14 protein-coding genes and 4 tRNA genes are annotated in these 19,348 nt (G+C 39.6%); all 18 read left to right on the top strand.

Going from position 1 to position 19,348, the window contains the following annotated elements; all coding sequences use genetic code 11:
- The first annotated feature begins 20 nt into the window (after window positions 1-20).
- Complete coding sequence (locus B9A52_RS01000) at window positions 21-2,621, top strand: M1 family metallopeptidase (protein ID WP_084118537.1); 2,601 nt, start codon at window positions 21-23, stop codon at window positions 2,619-2,621.
- Window positions 2,622-2,773: 152 nt separating this feature from the next.
- Window positions 2,774-2,856 (top strand) — tRNA-Tyr (locus tag B9A52_RS00995).
- Window positions 2,857-2,905: 49 nt separating this feature from the next.
- Window positions 2,906-2,978, top strand: a tRNA-Gly gene (locus B9A52_RS00990).
- A 33-nt stretch (window positions 2,979-3,011) separates the two neighbouring features.
- A tRNA-Thr gene (locus B9A52_RS00985) sits at window positions 3,012-3,083 on the top strand.
- A gap of 60 nt (window positions 3,084-3,143) precedes the next feature.
- Window positions 3,144-4,331, top strand: a complete 1,188-nt coding sequence (gene tuf, locus B9A52_RS00980; RefSeq protein ID WP_084118536.1) for an elongation factor Tu — start codon at window positions 3,144-3,146, stop codon at window positions 4,329-4,331.
- A 113-nt stretch (window positions 4,332-4,444) separates the two neighbouring features.
- Window positions 4,445-4,515: transfer RNA gene (locus tag B9A52_RS00975), tRNA-Trp, on the top strand.
- Window positions 4,516-4,532: 17 nt separating this feature from the next.
- Window positions 4,533-4,721 (top strand): preprotein translocase subunit SecE, encoded by a 189-nt coding sequence (secE, locus tag B9A52_RS00970; protein WP_084118535.1) that lies wholly within the window; start codon window positions 4,533-4,535, stop codon window positions 4,719-4,721.
- Between the two features lie 16 nt (window positions 4,722-4,737).
- Window positions 4,738-5,295: a transcription termination/antitermination protein NusG gene (nusG, locus tag B9A52_RS00965; protein WP_084118534.1), complete on the top strand. Its 558-nt coding sequence runs from the start codon at window positions 4,738-4,740 to the stop codon at window positions 5,293-5,295.
- A 3-nt stretch (window positions 5,296-5,298) separates the two neighbouring features.
- The gene (gene rplK / locus B9A52_RS00960; RefSeq protein WP_084118533.1) at window positions 5,299-5,742 is read left to right on the top strand and encodes a 50S ribosomal protein L11; all 444 of its coding nucleotides are present in this window, start codon (window positions 5,299-5,301) and stop codon (window positions 5,740-5,742) included.
- 13 nt (window positions 5,743-5,755) lie between these two features.
- Complete coding sequence (gene rplA / locus B9A52_RS00955; protein WP_084118532.1) at window positions 5,756-6,454, top strand: 50S ribosomal protein L1; 699 nt, start codon at window positions 5,756-5,758, stop codon at window positions 6,452-6,454.
- Window positions 6,455-6,456: 2 nt separating this feature from the next.
- Window positions 6,457-6,993, top strand: coding sequence for a 50S ribosomal protein L10 (rplJ, locus tag B9A52_RS00950; protein WP_084118531.1), 537 nt, complete (start codon window positions 6,457-6,459; stop codon window positions 6,991-6,993).
- A 49-nt stretch (window positions 6,994-7,042) separates the two neighbouring features.
- Complete coding sequence (gene rplL / locus B9A52_RS00945; protein WP_084118530.1) at window positions 7,043-7,426, top strand: 50S ribosomal protein L7/L12; 384 nt, start codon at window positions 7,043-7,045, stop codon at window positions 7,424-7,426.
- Window positions 7,427-7,580: 154 nt separating this feature from the next.
- Window positions 7,581-11,456, top strand: coding sequence for a DNA-directed RNA polymerase subunit beta (gene rpoB / locus B9A52_RS00940; protein WP_084118529.1), 3,876 nt, complete (start codon window positions 7,581-7,583; stop codon window positions 11,454-11,456).
- 48 nt (window positions 11,457-11,504) lie between these two features.
- Window positions 11,505-15,818 carry a DNA-directed RNA polymerase subunit beta' gene (rpoC, locus tag B9A52_RS00935; RefSeq protein ID WP_084118528.1) on the top strand — a complete coding sequence of 1,438 codons (4,314 nt, stop codon included), beginning with the start codon at window positions 11,505-11,507 and terminating at the stop codon, window positions 15,816-15,818.
- A gap of 68 nt (window positions 15,819-15,886) precedes the next feature.
- Entirely contained in the window at window positions 15,887-16,216 is a 330-nt protein-coding gene (locus tag B9A52_RS00930) for a DUF3467 domain-containing protein (RefSeq protein WP_084118527.1), read from the top strand.
- Between the two features lie 100 nt (window positions 16,217-16,316).
- Window positions 16,317-16,727 carry a 30S ribosomal protein S12 gene (gene rpsL / locus B9A52_RS00925; RefSeq protein WP_084118526.1) on the top strand — a complete coding sequence of 137 codons (411 nt, stop codon included), beginning with the start codon at window positions 16,317-16,319 and terminating at the stop codon, window positions 16,725-16,727.
- A gap of 19 nt (window positions 16,728-16,746) precedes the next feature.
- Window positions 16,747-17,214, top strand: a complete 468-nt coding sequence (gene rpsG, locus B9A52_RS00920) for a 30S ribosomal protein S7 (RefSeq protein WP_084118525.1) — start codon at window positions 16,747-16,749, stop codon at window positions 17,212-17,214.
- A gap of 6 nt (window positions 17,215-17,220) precedes the next feature.
- Window positions 17,221-19,338 (top strand): elongation factor G, encoded by a 2,118-nt coding sequence (gene fusA / locus B9A52_RS00915; protein WP_084118524.1) that lies wholly within the window; start codon window positions 17,221-17,223, stop codon window positions 19,336-19,338.
- Window positions 19,339-19,348: the final 10 nt, after the last annotated feature.

Genomic DNA, 19,348 nt, shown 5'->3' with positions numbered 1-19,348 from the left:
AATCTTTAAAATGCATTTTCATGAAATTTGATAATCCCAAAGCTTTTTTGCTGTTTTTTTTACTTTTGAATTGGTCTTGTCAAAGTACCAAAAATCTGACTGAATCAGATACGTCAGTTGAAATTGACTCTTTGGGAGAAACAAAAATCAATACCATTGCTGATGATGCATTCATCAGATCGCTTGAAACAAAGATTTCAGCTTACAGAGCTTCCAGAACCAGAGATTTTGATTTATTGCATACTGCTTTGGATTTGTCTTTTGATTATGAGAAGGAATGGGTAAACGGCGAGGCTATCCTTACACTGAAGCCCTATTTTTTTTCTCAAAATGAATTGGTTCTAGACGCAAAAGATTTCGATATTCTTGCATTCAGTCTGTTAGAAGATACAGGGGAAAGGGAATTGAATTACAGGTATAACACGAAAGAAGTAACCGCATTTTTGCCAAAATCATTTTCGGCAAATGATACGCTGAAAGTGAGGATCAAATATACCGCAAAGCCTAATGAAAATACGGTGCCGGGCAGTGCAGCAATTACTGATACCAAAGGACTTTATTTTATCAATCCGCAAGGCAGGGAACCCAATAAGCCTACACTTATCTGGACACAGGGTGAGACCGAACACAATTCCAAATGGTTTCCGACCATTGATTCACCTAATGAGAGGATGACCCAAGAAATCAGACTTACAATTGAGGATAAATATAGGACAATCAGTAACGGAGAGCTGAGGTCCAGTATTTCAAATCCTGATGGTACAAGAACTGACTATTGGGTAATGGATCTACCTCATGCCCCTTATTTAGCAGCCGTTATTGTAGGGGATTATGTAGAAATCAAAGATGAATGGAAGGGAATGCAGGTAAATTATTATGTGGAGAAGGAATTTGAAGAAGGGGCGAAAATAGTTTTTAAAAATACTCCTGAAATGATCGGATTTTTTTCTGATCTCCTTGGAGTCAGGTACCCTTGGCAAAAGTATGATCAGGTTGTTGTTAGGGATTTTGTTTCCGGGGCAATGGAAAATACAACGATTACCGTATTTATGGAGGAACTCAATCTTGATGAACGTGGTGCGATAGATTCTGAATGGGATGGGATTATAGCACATGAATTATTTCATCAATGGTTCGGCAATCTTGTAACTACCGAATCCTGGTCAAACCTGACTTTGAACGAAGCATTTGCCAATTATTCGGAATATTTATGGTACGAATACAAGGAAGGTAAAGATGATGCTGATATGCATCATATTTCCGAAATGGAGCAATATTTTGAAGAATCAAAGGAAAAACAGGTAGACCTTATCAGGTTCTATTATGAGGATAATGAAGACATGTTTGATAGCCACTCCTATGCCAAAGGTGGCCGGATTCTCCATATGCTGAGAAGACATTTAGGGGATGAGGCATTTTTCAAATCACTGAACCTATATCTCAACCAACATTCGTTCGGTTCTGTAGAAGTACATGACCTTAGGTTGGCATTTGAAAAAGTTACGGGTCAGGACCTCAACTGGTTTTTCAATCCATGGTTTCTCAATTCAGGCCATCCGATTTTGGAATATGAAGTTGATTACAGTCAACCTGGAAATTTGCTTTTGACAGTTGCACAGAGGCAGGATTTTTCAACTACTCCAATGTATAAAATTCCCTTTAAGGTAAGTTGGTATCATGAAAACAAGCGTTTTGAAAAAGAATTTGTACTGGAAAAAGCATGGCAGCAGTTTGCGATAGAAAACGGCGTACCGGTTAAGGAGTTGTTTTTTGATGAAGCCTTGGAATTATTGGCCGAAAAAAAATCATATAGAAGTGCAGACCATTTTATAAGTCAATTTAAGAACTCTGAATTAGGTGTGGCAAGATTTGAGGCTCTTGATAGTCTTGGGAATTTATTTGCAGATTCACCTGAAATTTTATCGGTCATGTCAATGGCATTAAAAGATGAGTTTTGGGCAATCCGGGAGTTGGCCATCATGAACTTTTCCCAAAATCCGGAATGGTTGATGGCCGAATCAGATCTAGAAATGGAATTGTTTGAAATGGCAGAGAATGATCCGAAAAATACAGTAAGGTTAGGTGCAATAGAATTACTTTCCATCATTGATGCTGATAAGTATTCACCTGCTTTTTTAAGGTGGATGAATCATCCTTCATATTATGTAGCTGGGGCAGCATTGGGTGCCTATCTGGGAAATGGAGAAAACACAAATAGAGAGGAAATTGCTTCGAGGTATGAAGGTGATAGAAACATCAGATTGATAGTAGCCCTAGCGGAATATTTTATTTCAGAGAATGTAGTCGGCAAAGGGAATTGGTTTCATGACAAACTCGATTTGTTAGCAGGGCAGTCATTATATTATTTCCTGGGCTATTATGGCGATTATTTTGCTAAAAATCCCGGAGAGGGTTCAACAAAAGCTATTGATAACCTTTCACATCTTGCTTCTGCCCATCAAGCAAATTATGTAAGAATTGCGGCATTTATGGGCCTTTTTGGTTTCATTGATGAACCAGGTGTATTGGATAGAGCAAAAAAGATTTATGCTGAAGAACAGGATGAATTAGCAAAGAGATATGAGGAATTTTTCCTTTCCACCTATTTGGAAGAAAATTAAAACCTTGATTTTTATACGGTTAAATTGAACCCAGAAAAAATACTTTGAAATTTTCTGACATTATTTTGAATGTTTAGGAAAAGGGTATAATTTTGCCATCCGTTAAGAAGAATAAAAGCTCTAAATAAGCTGATTCTTAGCAAATAACAGTTGGGGGAATACCAAAGCGGCCAACTGGGACGGACTGTAAATCCGTTGACTTATGTCTTCACAGGTTCGAATCCTGTTTCCCCCACAAATGTGAAATGCAAAATATTATTGTAGTTTTGCACTGCATTTAAAAAGCGGGAGTAGCTCAGTTGGTAGAGCGGCAGCCTTCCAAGCTGCAGGTCGCGGGTTCGAGCCTCGTCTCCCGCTCAATGCTTTAAATAAGCAGAGCTAATGTTAACAGCCGACGTAGCTCAGGGGTAGAGTGCTTCCTTGGTAAGGAAGAGGTCACGGGTTCAAATCCCGTCGTTGGCTCAGAAACATTGAAAAATTTAACAAAATTATATCTTTAACTAAAACAGAGGATTTTATCGCATGGCAAAAGCAACCTTTGACCGTTCCAAACCGCACGTTAACATCGGTACGATTGGTCACGTAGACCATGGAAAGACAACTTTGACTGCTGCCATTACAACAGTTTTGGCGAAAAAGGGTCTTTCTGAATTAAGAGATTTTTCTTCCATTGACAATGCTCCGGAAGAAAAAGAGAGAGGTATCACCATCAACACTTCTCATGTTGAGTATTCAACAGATAAAAGGCACTATGCACACGTAGATTGTCCAGGTCACGCTGACTACGTTAAAAACATGGTAACTGGTGCTGCCCAAATGGATGGAGCTATTCTTGTAGTAGCTGCAACTGACGGCCCAATGCCACAAACCAGAGAACACATCCTTCTTGCCCGTCAGGTAGGTGTACCAGCTCTTGTAGTGTTCATGAACAAAGTTGACATGGTCGACGATCCTGAACTACTTGAATTGGTAGAAATGGAAGTGAGAGAATTACTTTCTTTCTATGATTTTGATGGCGATAATATTCCTGTCATTTCTGGTTCCGCACTTGGTGCACTTAATGGTGAGCCAAAATGGGAAGAAACAGTAATGGAATTAATGAACGCTGTTGATGAGTATATTCCAATTCCTGAAAGACTTATCGATAAAGATTTCTTGATGCCAGTTGAGGATGTATTCTCTATCACAGGACGTGGTACTGTTGCTACAGGTAGAATCGAAAGAGGAGTTATCAACTCAGGCGATCCAGTTGACATCATCGGTATGGGAGCTGAAGGCTTGAAATCAACTGTGACAGGTGTTGAGATGTTCCGTAAAATCCTTGACAGAGGTGAAGCAGGTGATAACGTAGGTCTTTTGTTGAGAGGTATTGAAAAATCTCAAATCAGAAGAGGTATGATTATTTGTAAGCCAGGTTCTGTTAAGCCTCACGCTCATTTCAAAGCTGAAGTTTACGTTCTTTCAAAAGAAGAAGGCGGACGTCATACACCATTCTTCAACAAATATCGTCCTCAGTTCTACCTAAGAACTACTGACGTAACCGGTGAGATCAAACTTCCTGAGAATGTTGAAATGGTTATGCCAGGTGACAATATCACTATTGAAGTAAATTTATTGAATGCAGTGGCACTTGAAAAAGGACTTAGGTTTGCTATCCGTGAAGGTGGTAGAACTGTAGGTGCTGGTCAGGTGACTGAAATTCTTGACTAATAGTTTGAATTTCAATATATATCAAATGCGATCCCGAATAATTTTTGGGATCGCATTTGTTTCTTAATCCTATTCTAACTAATTTTGCGTTCCTTTTGAGAACCAAATTCTCTACGGGCATAGTTCAATGGCAGAATAGCGGTCTCCAAAACCGTTGATGGGAGTTCGAATCTCTCTGCCCGTGCACAAAATAAGTAAATCATGAATATTAAAAGTTTTGTTGTCGAATCGATAGATGAAATGAAGAACAAGGTTACATGGCCTTCTTATTCATTTCTGCAGAATAGTGCGGTTTTGGTGTTAGTCGCATCTCTTATTTTTGCCCTTGTAATCGGGGTAATAGATTTAGGGTTCGAGAATTTAATGAAGTGGTTTTACGATTTATTCTAATTGAATATTATTACTGATGGCTGAACATAAGTGGTACGTACTTAGGGTGGTAGCTGGACAAGAGAAAAAAACCAAGTCCTACTTGGATAATGAAATTGTCCGTCAAAAACTTGAGGATTTTATTCCTGAGGTTTTGATACCCTCAGAAAAAGTTTACGAAATGCGCAATGGTAAAAAGAGGGTCAGGGAAAGGAATTTCTTTCCGGGCTATGTTTTGGTCAATGCGGATCTTACTCACGGTGAGGCCAATCACGTAATTACAAGTATTCCGGGTGTTATCGGGTTTTTAGGGTCAAGCACAGGGGGAGCTTCCAAAACCCCTGAACCATTACGACAATCAGAAATCAACAGGATCTTAGGTCGTGTTGAAGAGATTGATGAGTTTGCCGAAAAACTTGATACGCCATTTATAGTTGGAGAGACCGTAAAAGTAATGGACGGTCCTTTCAGTGGTTTCTCGGGAACTATAGAAGAGGTGTTTGAAGATAAGAAAAAATTGAATGTTATGGTCAAGATTTTCGGTCGGAACACCCCTGTTGAATTAAACTTTATACAAGTAGAAAAACAAGATTAAGAAATGGCTAAGGAAATCACTGGTTATGTGAAATTACAGGTGAAAGGTGGCCAGGCAAATCCATCACCTCCGGTTGGTCCGGCTCTTGGTTCCAAGGGTCTGAACATCATGGAGTTCTGTAAGCAATTCAATGCAAGAACCCAAGATAAAATGGGTCAGGTATTGCCTGTTTTGATTACTGTTTTCTCTGACAAATCTTTTGAATTCGTTGTTAAAACTCCTCCTGCAGCAAATATGCTGATAGAGGCCGCGAAAATCAAAAGTGGGTCAGCAGAGCCAAACAGGAAAAAAGTAGGATCTGTTACCTGGGATCAGGTAAAAGAAATTGCTCAGGTGAAAATGCCTGATTTAAACGCTTTCAAAGTGGAATCTGCCATGAAAATGATTGCAGGTACCGCTAGAAGTATGGGTATCACTGTATCTGGTAAAGCTCCTTGGGAGGAATAATTAAAAAAACACTATGGCTAAGTTAACAAAAAAGCAAAAAGAAGCTCTTTCCAAGTACGACCCAAGCCAGCAGTACTCCCTGGAGGATGCTTCTTCTATCGTAAAAGACATCTCTTTGACCAAGTTTGATGCATCTGTGGATGTAGACGTTCGTTTGGGCGTTGATCCCAGGAAAGCTGATCAAATGGTTAGAGGTGTTGTAGCCTTACCTCACGGTACGGGCAAAGACGTAAAGGTATTAGTACTTTGTACGCCTGATAAGCAAGAAGAGGCTAAAGAAGCTGGTGCAGATTATGTAGGTCTGGACGACTACATTGCCAAAATTGAAGGTGGATGGACTGACGTTGATGTCATCATCACTATGCCTAATGTAATGGCGAAAGTTGGTAGACTAGGTAGGGTTTTGGGACCCAGAGGCTTAATGCCAAATCCAAAATCAGGAACGGTTACTTTAGATGTGGCTAAAGCAGTAAAGGAAGTTAAAGCAGGTAAAATCGATTTTAAAGTAGATAAATTCGGTATTATTCATGCAAGCGTTGGAAAAGTTTCTTTTGATCCTGAAAAAATTCAGGATAATGTAAAAGAATTGATCAACACCATTTCCAAATTGAAGCCAACTTCATCAAAAGGAACTTATTTCAAAAGCATTCATTTGTCTAGCACAATGTCTCCTGGAATAAAAGTAGATAAAGGAAGTATTCAAGGTATTTAATCATGACTAGAGAAGAAAAAAGTAACATAATCGAAAGTCTTACCGAGAAGTTTAAGGAAAATCCCCATTTCTACATAACAGATGCTTCAGGTTTTACTGTAGCACAGGTAAATGCTTTCAGAAGAACATGTTTCGAAAGAGGTGTAGAATACAAGGTTTATAAAAATACGCTTATAGCTAAAGCTTTAGAAAACCTTGACGCAGATTTCTCTGAACTCTCCGAAAAGGCTCTAAAAGGCTTCTCAGGAATTATTTTCAGCAATGAAGTTGGAAATTTACCTGCAAAAGTACTTTTGGATTTTAGAAAAAAACTCGGAAAAAAAGAAACAAGACCTGTTTTCAAGGGTGCTTCGATAGACTCAGATGTATTTATCGGGGAAAACCAGCTTGAAATGTTGTCTAACCTGAAGTCAAAACAAGAGCTTTTGGGAGATGTGATCGGATTACTCCAATCTCCTGCCAAGAATCTTATTTCTGCACTTCAAAGTGGGCAGAATACTTTGGCTGGGCTTGTTAAAACCCTTTCTGAAAAAGAATAATCAATCAAAATTTTAATTAGTTAAAAACAACAATTTAAATATTAATACAATGGCAGATCTTAAACAACTTGCTGACCAGCTAGTAAACTTGACTGTAAAACAAGTAAAAGAATTGGCTGATATACTTAAGGATGAGTATGGCATTGAGCCTGCAGCTGCGGCTGTGGCTGTTGCAGCTTCAGGAGCTGGTGCCGGTGATGCTGGTGCTGCTGAGGAAGAAAAAACATCTTTTGATGTAATCCTTAAAGCTCCAGGAGGAGCCAAACTTGCAGTCGTTAAATTGGTAAAAGAATTGACAGGTCTTGGCTTGAAAGAAGCTAAAGAACTAGTTGATGGTGCTCCTAAAGCAGTTAAAGAAGGTATCGCTAAAGACGAAGCTGACGCTTTGAAGAAAGCTTTGGAAGAAGCTGGTGCTGAAGTAGAAATTAAATAATTTGAATAACCTTTCCTTTTAGGTAAAGGTTATTCTTCTGGACCTGACTTTAAAGTCAGGTCTTTTCCTGTTTATGCGCAGGTAAAAAATTGCATTATTTCAAGCGAAAATAGTCGCTTACTTATAATTATTATCACTATAAACATATACTGCCTTGGCTATCCAGAATCAAACCGAAAGGAAAAGTTTCTCATCTATTAAGGTGGTCAAAGACTATCCTGATTTCTTAGATATTCAATTACAGTCCTTTAAGGACTTTTTCCAATTGGATACACCTGCTGAAAAAAGGAGACAAGATGGTCTTTTCAAAGTGTTTTCCGAAAACTTTCCGATTTCGGATTCGAGAGAAAACTTTACACTTGAATTTATTGACTACACCGTTGACCCTCCAAAATACAGTGTTGAGGAATGTATTGATAGGGGCTTGACCTATTCTGTCCCATTAAAAGCAAAACTCAGGTTGCTTTGTCATGATGAAGACAATGAAGATTTTGAAACAATTGAACAAGAAGTATTTTTAGGGAATCTTCCCTACATGACTGAAAAAGGCTCATTCGTTATCAATGGAGCTGAAAGAGTAATTGTTTCTCAATTACACAGGTCACCGGGTGTTTTCTTTGCCCAAAGTAAGCATACAAACGGTACAAAACTTTATTCGGCGAGAATTATTCCTTTCAAAGGAAGCTGGATAGAATTTGCTACTGACATCAATAACGTCATGTATGCCTATATAGACCGTAAGAAAAAGTTTCCCGTTACTACCTTGCTTAGGGCAATTGGTTACGGGTCTGATAAGGAAATTCTTGACCTTTTCGGTCTATCTGAAGAAATTGATGCAACCAAAAACAACCTAAAGAAAGTCACAGGAAGAAAATTGGCGGCTCGTGTTCTGAGAACTTGGGTTGAAGATTTTGTGGATGAAGATACAGGTGAAGTTGTTTCCATTGATAGAAATGAAGTTTTACTCGAAAGAGATTCCATCCTTACAGATGAGGATATCGAATTGATTTTGGAATCAGGTACCAAATCAATCATTCTTCACAGAGAGGATGTCAATGTAGCTGATTATTCCATTATTTATAATACACTTCAGAAAGACAATTCCAATTCAGAGAAAGAAGCTGTTGAGGTTATTTACCGTCAATTGAGAAATACTGAAGCTCCTGATGAAGCAACCGCCCGAGAAGTGATTCACGGACTGTTTTTCTCGGACAAAAGGTATGACTTGGGTGAAGTAGGCCGATATAGGATCAATAAGAAACTTGGATTGGATATTGATCCTGAGAAAATCGTTTTGACCAAACAAGATATCATCAGTATTGTAAAATATCTTATTGGATTGATTAATTCAAAGGCTGTTGTAGATGATATTGATCACTTAAGCAACAGAAGGGTAAGAACAGTTGGAGAGCAATTATACAGTCAGTTCGGAGTCGGTCTTGCCAGAATGGCAAGAACTATCAGAGAAAGGATGAATGTTAGGGACAATGAAGACTTTAAACCGGTTGATTTGATCAATGCACGTACCCTTTCTTCAGTAATCAACTCTTTCTTCGGAACCAATCAGCTATCTCAGTTTATGGATCAGACCAATCCCCTTGCGGAGTTGACCCATAAGAGAAGATTGTCTGCTTTAGGTCCAGGTGGACTTTCTAGAGAAAGAGCAGGATTTGAAGTTCGTGATGTTCACTATACCCACTATGGCCGTCTATGTACTATCGAAACTCCTGAAGGTCCAAATATCGGTTTGATTTCTTCCCTTTGCGTTCACGCCAAAGTGAATACTATGGGATTTCTAGAAACTCCCTATAGAAAAGTAAAAGAAGGAAAAGTGAGTATGGATGTCAAGGATATTGTTTTCTTGACTGCTGAAGAAGAAGACGATAACAACATTGCTCAGGCAAATGCACCTTTGGATGATAAAGGAAACTTTATCAATGAAAAAGTTAAAGCAAGATTTGAAGGTGATTTCCCGGTTTTAGAACCAAAAGAAATCAGTTATATGGATGTTGCGCCTAACCAAATTGTATCTGTAGCAGCCTCCTTGATTCCATTCTTGGAACATGATGATGCCAACAGAGCTTTGATGGGATCCAACATGCAGCGTCAAGCAGTTCCATTATTGAAACCAGAGGCCCCTATTGTAGGTACTGGCTTGGAAGCTAAAGCTGCTACTGATTCAAGAACATTGATCATCGCCCAAGCAGATGGTGTTGTTGATTATGTAGATGCCAAGCAAATCACCATTAAATATGATCTTACTGACGATGAATTACTTGTTCATTTCAGTGACGAATATGTTACTTATGATTTGATAAAGTTCAGAAGAACCAACCAAGATACGACTATCAACCTTTCACCACTGGTGTTAAAGGGTGAAAAGGTACATAAAGGGCAGGTTCTTGTAGAAGGATATTCCACCAACAATGGAGAACTCGCTTTAGGTAAAAACCTTCGCGTAGCTTACATGCCTTGGCAAGGATATAACTTTGAAGATGCTATCGTAATTTCAGAAAGAGTTGTACGGGAGGATATATTTACTTCTATCCATATCGAGGAATTCCAGCTAGAAGTAAGGGATACCAAACGTGGAGAAGAGGAATTAACATCCGAAATCCCGAACGTTTCTGAAGAAGCCGTTAAAAATCTTGATGAGAATGGTATTATCAGAGTCGGTGCAGAAGTAAAAGAAGGTGATATCATCATAGGTAAAATCACTCCAAAAGGTGAAACTGATCCTACGCCTGAAGAAAAACTCTTGAGAGCAATCTTCGGTGATAAAGCGGGCGATGTTAAAGATGCTTCTTTAAAAGCGTCCCCTTCATTGAACGGTGTGGTGATCGAAACCAAACTTTTCTCTAGACCTAAAAAAGACAAAGACCTTAGGGCCAAGTCAAAAGCTGAGGTTGAAAAACTGAAAGGAAAATACGCAAAAGATCTCTTGGGCATTAGGGCCAAAATGATCAACAAACTGGTTTCAATTCTTGATGGGAAAACTTCTCAGGGTGTTAAACACAAGTTTGGTGATGAGATCATCAGCAAAGGGGTAAAGTTCAATTTAAAGAATATTGAGCAGAATTTATTCCCTGCCAAAAACCCTTATAGAGACGAGTCAAATTATAATGTGCCTGAAGAAGCAAATTTGATCTCAGATATCATTTTGGATGATTGGAGTGAAGATGCGCATACCAATGATTTGATTGTCAAATTGGTCAAAAACTATATCAATTCAAGGAATGAAATCTCCGGTAGATTCAAGAGAGACAAATTCACGCTTGAAGTGGGTGATGAATTGCCGGCGGGTATAGTTCAACTTGCTAAAGTTTACATTGCTAAAAAGCGTAAATTGAAAGTAGGTGATAAGATGGCAGGCCGTCACGGAAACAAAGGTATTGTTGCCAGAATCGTTAGAGATGAGGATATGCCGTTCTTGGAAGACGGAACACCTATGGATATTGTATTGAATCCTTTGGGTGTACCTTCAAGGATGAACATCGGTCAAATCTATGAAACTGTTCTTGCTTGGGCAGGATATAAATTAGGCAAGAAATATGCAACACCGATATTTGACGGTGCTACAATGGAAGAAGTTTCCAAAGAACTTGAAGATGCAGGATTACCACCTTATGGCAGAACCTATCTTTATGATGGATTAACCGGTAAGAAGTTCGATCAGCCTGTAACAGTTGGTATTTCTTACATGCTGAAGTTGGGTCACTTGGTGGATGATAAGATGCACGCAAGATCCATTGGTCCATACTCTTTGATTACGCAACAGCCATTGGGTGGTAAAGCCCAATTTGGTGGTCAGCGTTTTGGAGAGATGGAAGTGTGGGCATTGGAGGCATTCGGTGCATCCCATGTACTTCAGGAAATCCTTACTGTCAAGTCTGATGACGTGGTAGGTAGGGCAAAAGCTTATGAGGCGATCGTTAAAGGTGAGAATCTTCCTAAACCGAATATTCCGGAATCTTTCAATGTATTGGTTCATGAACTTAGAGGCCTTGCACTCGAAATTACACTTGACTAATTCTAAAAAAACGGGTCGAAAGACCCTTCACATATTTCTTCAACAATTATGGCGTTCAGAAAAAATAAAAAACTAAACAACGACTTTTCCAGAGTCACTATTAGTTTGGCCTCTCCAGAATCAATCCTGGATAGTTCACATGGTGAAGTGACGCAGCCCGAAACTATCAACTACAGAACATACAAGCCTGAAATGGGCGGTTTGTTTTGCGAGAGAATTTTCGGTCCTGTCAAAGACTGGGAATGTCATTGTGGGAAATATAAGCGCATAAGATATAAAGGTATCATTTGTGACCGATGTGGTGTTGAAGTGACTGAAAAGAAAGTCAGAAGAGAGAGAATGGGACATATCGAATTGGTTGTTCCTGTCGCTCATATCTGGTACTTTAAGTCTCTACCAAACAAGATTGGTTACCTTCTTGGCCTACCTACCAAAAAATTGGATCAGATCGTTTATTATGAAAGATATGCTGTTATCCAACCTGGTATCAAAGCTGAGGACGGTGTACAGTATCTTGACTTTTTGACTGAAGACGAGTATTTGGATATCATGGATAAGCTTCCAAAAGAAAACCACATGCTCGATGACGAAGACCCAGGTAAATTCATAGCCAAAATGGGTGCAGAAGCTATCGAAATGCTTTTGGCCAGATTGGATTTGGATGACCTTTCCTACAGCTTGAGACATCAGGCTGCTACAGATACTTCTCAGCAGAGAAAGGCTGAAGCTTTGAAGCGACTAAAAGTAGTGGAAGCATTCAGAGAGGCGAGGACCAGAATTGAAAACAGACCCGAATGGATGGTTGTCAGAATGGTACCTGTAATTCCACCGGAATTGAGACCATTGGTTCCTTTGGATGGGGGTAGATTTGCTACTTCTGATTTGAATGACCTTTACAGAAGAGTAATTATCAGAAACAACCGTTTGAAGAGATTGATTGATATCAAAGCTCCTGAGGTTATTTTGAGAAATGAGAAAAGGATGCTTCAGGAAGCTGTAGATTCTTTATTTGATAATTCAAGAAAAGTAAATGCGGTAAGATCTGATGGTAACCGTGCTCTGAAATCTCTTTCAGATATGCTGAAGGGTAAGCAAGGCCGATTCCGTCAAAACCTACTTGGGAAAAGGGTGGATTATTCAGGTCGTTCGGTAATTGTCGTTGGTCCTGAATTGAAACTTCATGAGTGTGGTCTACCAAAAAATATGGCAGCAGAACTTTTCAAACCATTTATTATCAGGAAACTGATTGAAAGGGGTATTGTAAAAACTGTAAAATCTGCCAAAAAGATTGTTGACAGAAAAGATCCGGTAGTATGGGATATCCTTGAAAATGTATTGAAAGGACACCCTGTATTGCTAAACAGGGCTCCAACGCTTCACAGATTAGGTATTCAGGCTTTCCAGCCAAAATTGATTGAAGGAAAAGCAATCCAACTTCATCCATTGGTATGTACAGCATTCAACGCCGATTTTGACGGTGACCAAATGGCCGTGCACGTTCCTTTGGGACACGAAGCAATTCTGGAAGCTTCAACCTTGATGCTTTCTTCCCATAATATCCTTAACCCTGCCAATGGTGCTCCAATTACTGTTCCTTCACAGGATATGGTTCTTGGACTGTATTATGTAACTAAGGGTAAAAAATCAACCCCCGAGGAAATCATACTTGGTGAAGGAATGACATTTTACGGAGAAGAAGAAGTTATTATTGCAATGAATGAAGGTCGTGTATCACAGCACGCTTTCATAAAATGTAAAGTTTCTGTCCGAGATGAATCCGGTGAATTTTCAAATAAAATTGTAGAAACAGTAGCCGGAAGATTGATCTTCAATCAGTTTGTTCCAGAACAAGTAGGATTTGTCAATGAACTTTTGACAAAGAAAAAGCTCCAACAGATCATATCTGAAGTTGTGAAAATTTGCGGGGTGGCCAGAACAGCCCAATTCCTTGATGATATCAAGAATTTAGGTTTCCAAATGGCTTATACCGGAGGTCTTTCAATGGGACTTAATGATGTAATCATTCCTGAGGAAAAAGAACCGTTTATCAATAAAGCAAAAGAAGAAGTTGATCAGGTTTGGAATAACTACCTGATGGGTTTGATCACGGATAACGAACGATATAATCAGGTAATTGATATTTGGACAAGAACCAATTCACATCTGACTAATATTTTGATGAAGCAGATGGAAGAAGATAAACAAGGTTTCAACGCCATCTACATGATGATGCACTCAGGAGCGAGAGGTTCAAGAGAGCAGATTCGTCAGTTGGGTGGTATGAGAGGTCTGATGGCGAAGCCACAGAAAAACCTTCAAGGTTCTGTAGGTGAAATCATCGAAAACCCAATTCTTTCCAACTTTAAAGAAGGTTTGGATGTATTGGAATACTTCATCTCTACTCACGGTGCACGTAAAGGTCTTGCCGATACTGCCCTGAAAACGGCTGATGCCGGTTATTTGACCAGAAGATTGGTGGATGTGGCTCAAGACATGATCGTTTCTGAAGAGGATTGCGGGACATTAAGAGGTCTTGTTGTTCAGGCGCTTAAAGATAATGACGAAATCGTTGAACCACTTTCTGAAAGGATTTTGGGTAGAGTTTCTGTTCATGATGTATATGATCCTGTTACCGAAGAGTTGATCGTTCTTTCCGGAGTTGAAATCACGGAAGATGTGGCTAAGAAAGTAGACGAATCTTCTATTGAAGAAGTTGAAATCAGATCAGTATTGACTTGTGAAACAAGAAGAGGTGTTTGTGCGAAGTGCTACGGTCGAAATCTGACTACAGGCAACATGGTACAGGCAGGTGAATCTGTTGGTGTTATAGCCGCTCAGTCTATCGGTGAACCAGGTACTCAGCTTACTTTGAGAACATTCCACGTGGGTGGTACAGCTTCCAACATCTCAGTTGAAGCAAGCATCAATGCCAAATTTGATGGAGTAATTGAGTTTGATGAAGAATTGAGATGGATTGAGACTACCAATAAGGATGGAGAAAAAGTATCTGTCGTAATGGGAAGATCCGGTGAAATAAAAATCAATGATGCCAAGTCCGGTAAAATTCTTGTTTCCAATCACGTACCATACGGTGCCTTATTGAATGTCAAGGATGGTCAGAAAATTGCAAAAGGTGATTCCTTATGTACTTGGGATCCATACAATGCTGTAATTCTTTCCGAATTTGACGGTGAAATTGAATTTGACTCAATCATTGAAGGTATTACTTTCAAGGAAGTTGCCGATGACCAGACAGGATATAGAGAAAAGGTAATTATCGATACTAAAGATAAGACCAAGAATCCTGCAGTAATGGTAAATTACGGAGGAGACGAAACTAAGTCTTACAATATTCCGGTTGGCGCTCACCTTGCCGTAGAAGAAGGGGAGATGGTTAAATCAGGTCAGATATTGGTTAAAATACCAAGATCAGTCGGTAAGACCAGAGATATTACCGGTGGTTTACCAAGAGTAACCGAATTGTTTGAAGCAAGAAATCCTTCCAATCCGGCTGTGGTTTCTGAAATTGACGGTGTGGTTACGTATGGCGGAATCAAGAGAGGTAACCGTGAAATATTCATCGAGTCAAAAGACGGGGTGAAGAAAAGATACATGGTTTCTCTTTCCAAGCATATCCTTGTTCAGGAAAACGACTTTATCAGAGCAGGTGAAGCCCTATCTGACGGAGCAATTACCCCAAGTGATATCCTTTCTATCAAAGGACCAACTGCTGTGCAGGAGTATCTGGTAAATGAAATCCAAGAAGTTTACAGACTTCAAGGTGTGAAGATCAATGACAAACACATTGAAGTGATAGTTACCCAAATGATGCAGAAAGTTGAAATTCTTGACGCCGGTGATACTGGATTCCTTCAAAACCAGATTGTTGACAAGTGGGCATTCAGAGAAGAAAACGATAACATCCTTGACAAGAAAGTGGTGATGGATGCAGGTGATTCTTCTACTTTGAAGCCGGGAATGATCATTACTTCAAGAAGATTGAGGGATGAGAATTCAAGCTTGAAGCGTAAGGATCTTAAATTGGTTCAGGTGAGAGATGCTGAAACAGCTGTTTCACAACCGACCTTACAAGGTATTACTGCTGCCTCTTTGGGTACCGAAAGCTTTATCTCGGCAGCTTCCTTCCAGGAAACTACCAAGGTATTGAGTGAGGCTGCCATTAGAGGTAAAAGAGATGAACTGTTAGGATTGAAAGAAAACGTAATCGTTGGTCATTTGATTCCGGCAGGTACGGGTCAAAGACACCTTAAGAATATTATAGTAGGTTCTATGGAAGAATATGAAAGAATGTCCGGTGAAAAGGAAAGGTCTTTCAGCAAATCCAGAGAAGCCATCAAATAATCTTTGAATAAATAAATTCAAAAGGCCTGTATATTTTACAGGCCTTTTTTCATCAAACTGTTATCAAAATGGAAGACGGAAAAGGACAAAAACCCCATCAGGACCAACAGATCAACGTGGAATTATCAGAGGAAGTAGCTGAAGGAATTTACAGCAACCTAGCCATGATAGCCCACTCCAACTCTGAGTTTGTTATAGATTTCATCAGATTGATGCCCGGAGTGCCCAAAGCCAAGGTGAAATCAAGAATTATCATGACCCCGGATCATGCCAAAAGATTATTGGCGGCTTTGAAGGATAATATCGGGAAATATGAGCAGGCTTTCGGAAAAATTGAAGGCGGTTCAGAAGGACCAAGTTTTCCGATGAATTTTGGAGGAACATTTGGAGAGGCCTAGCAAAAATATAACATCTTAATTTTGTTTGTTTTACCTATTTGCATACCTTTGCAGTCCAAAATTCACAAGTTTAAGGAAGTTAAATAAATTTTATCAGTTAATGCCTACTATACAACAGTTAGTAAGAAAAGGTAGAACCACTTTAGAGACCAAGTCCAAGTCAAGAGCTTTGGATGCTTGTCCTCAAAGAAGGGGTGTGTGTACCAGGGTATACACTACCACACCTAAGAAGCCAAACTCAGCAATGAGGAAAGTGGCCAGGGTAAGATTGACGAATGGTAAAGAGGTGAACGCCTACATTCCCGGTGAAGGTCACAATTTGCAAGAGCACTCTATCGTATTGATCAGAGGTGGTCGTGTGAAGGATCTACCAGGAGTACGTTACCACATTATCAGAGGTGCATTGGATACAGCAGGAGTAAAAGACCGTAAACAAGGTCGTTCCAAGTATGGTGCAAAAAGACCGAAGGCAGGCAAAGGTGCCCCAGCAGCTCCGGCAAAGAAAAAATAATTAAAATCATTCAGAAAAAATGAGAAAATCGAAACCAAAAAAGAGGTACATTCTTCCCGATCCTAAGTTTCATGATACTTTGGTCACAAAGTTCGTTAACTGTCTGATGGTAGATGGAAAGAAGAGTATTGCTTACAAAATTTTCTATGACGCAGTCGAGAAAGTTGAACAAAAAGTAGGTGAGAACGGTCTTGAGGTTTGGAAAAAAGCGCTTAACAATATTACTCCAGCTGTTGAGGTGAAGAGTCGTAGAGTAGGTGGTGCCACTTTCCAGGTCCCCATGGAAGTTAGACCTGAAAGAAAAGTATCCCTCGGGATTAAGTGGATGATCACTTACTCAAGAAGAAGGGGTGAGAAAACAATGATGGACAGACTTGCGGGTGAAATTATTTCCGCTGCCAAAGGTGAAGGTGCGGCTGTTAAGAAAAAAGACGACACCCATAGAATGGCTGAAGCAAATAAAGCATTCTCACACTTTAGATTTTAATTGATAATGACAAGAGATTTAAAATATACCAGAAACATTGGTATTGCTGCTCATATTGATGCAGGTAAGACAACGACTACAGAGCGTATTCTTTTTTATTCAGGTGTAAGCCATAAAATAGGTGAAGTCCATGACGGAGCCGCTACGATGGACTGGATGGCACAGGAACAAGAAAGAGGTATTACCATTACATCTGCTGCAACCACTGTATTTTGGAATTATAGAGATAACAAATACCAGATCAATATCATTGATACTCCCGGACACGTTGATTTTACAGTTGAGGTAAACAGGTCTTTAAGAGTTCTTGATGGATTGGTTTTTCTATTTAGTGCTGTTGATGGTGTAGAACCTCAATCTGAAACCAACTGGCGTTTGGCTGATAATTATAAAGTCGCCCGTATCGGATTCGTTAACAAAATGGATCGAGCAGGTGCAAACTTCCTTGATGTTTGTAAACAAGTAAAAGAAATGTTGGGCAGCTATGCTGTTCCATTGCAACTTCCGATTGGTGCTGAGGAAAAATTCAGAGGTGTTGTAGATTTGATCAACAACAGAGCCATTGTTTGGAACGAAGAAGATTTGGGGATGACTTTCGAGGAAGTTCCGATTCCTGAGGACATGCTGGAGGAAGTGGCTGAGTACAGAGAGCATTTGTTAGAAGCGGTTGCGGATTATGATGAGTCATTGATGGAAAAATTCTTCGATGATCCTGAATCTATCACCGAAGATGAAATATTGAAAGCTTTAAGGGCAGCTACTATCGACATGAAAATTGTACCGATGGTATGTGGTTCTTCTTTTAAAAACAAGGGTGTTCAGACGATGCTTGATTTGGTTATGGAATTACTTCCTTCACCAATGGATAAGGATGATATCATTGCCAAAGGCCTTGACTCAGAAGAAGATATTGCTATTAAACCTGATGAAAAAGAGCCTTTTGCTGGCCTTGCTTTTAAAATTGCTACTGATCCTTTCGTAGGACGTCTCTGTTTTGTAAGAGCATATTCAGGAATTTTGGAATCCGGTTCTTATGTTTTCAACAGCCGTTCCGGAAATAAGGAGCGTATTTCAAGGGTTTTTCAAATGCATGCCAACAAGCAAAACCAAATCCCAAGATTACAAGCTGGAGATATTGGAGCTGTAGTTGGATTTAAAGATATTAAAACCGGGGATACCCTTTGTGATGAAAAACGAAAGGTAGTTCTTGAATCTATGGTCTTTCCTGAGCCAGTTATCGGCTATGCCATTGAGCCCAAAACTCAAGCTGATGTTGACAAACTAGGTATGGCAATTGCTAAACTAGTAGAGGAGGATCCAACGCTTCAGGTGAATACTGATCACGAAACAGGTCAGACGATCCTTAGAGGGATGGGAGAACTTCACTTGGATATCATTATCGATCGTCTGAAAAGGGAATTCAAAGTTGAAATTAATCAAGGTGCACCACAGGTAGCTTATAAGGAAGCCTTGTTTGGTTCTGTTGAACATAAAGAGGTTTACAAGAAGCAAACAGGTGGTAAAGGTAAATTTGCCGATATCGTCTTCGAATTGGGACCAAAGGATCCTGATCCGGAAACAGGTGTTATCAAGAATGGTCTTGATTTCGTAAACGGTATTGTTGGTGGTGTTATTCCAAAGGAATTCATTCCTTCTATCCAAAAAGGTTTTGCTGAAGCAATGAAAAACGGACCTTTGGCAGGATATCCTATAGAATCAATGAAGGTAAGATTGTTTCATGGTTCTTTCCACGATGTCGATTCTGACGCCCTTTCTTTTGAACTGGCAGCAAGAATTGGATTCAAAGAAGCAGCTAAGAAGTGTAAGCCTCAGTTGTTAGAGCCAATTATGGCTGTAGATGTAGTTTCACCGGATGAATATACCGGTCCGATTACAGGTGATTTGAACAGGAGAAGAGGATTGATGAAGGGAATGGATACCAAAGGGACTTCCTCTGTGATCAAAGCTGATGTACCTTTGTCCGAATTGTTCGGTTATATTACTGATCTAAGGACCATCACATCAGGTAGAGCGACAGCTTCTTTGACCTTCTCTCACTATGAGCCGGTTCCTTCCAATATTGCAGAAGCAGTTATCGCTAAAGTTAAAGGTGTTAAGGCCTAAATTCTAATTG

Origin of the sequence: Aquiflexum balticum DSM 16537 (genome assembly GCF_900176595.1) — a bacterium.
Lineage (GTDB): Bacteria > Bacteroidota > Bacteroidia > Cytophagales > Cyclobacteriaceae > Aquiflexum > Aquiflexum balticum.
Note: the sequence above shows the minus strand (reverse complement) of the source record. Positions and strands in the feature narration are given on the sequence as shown.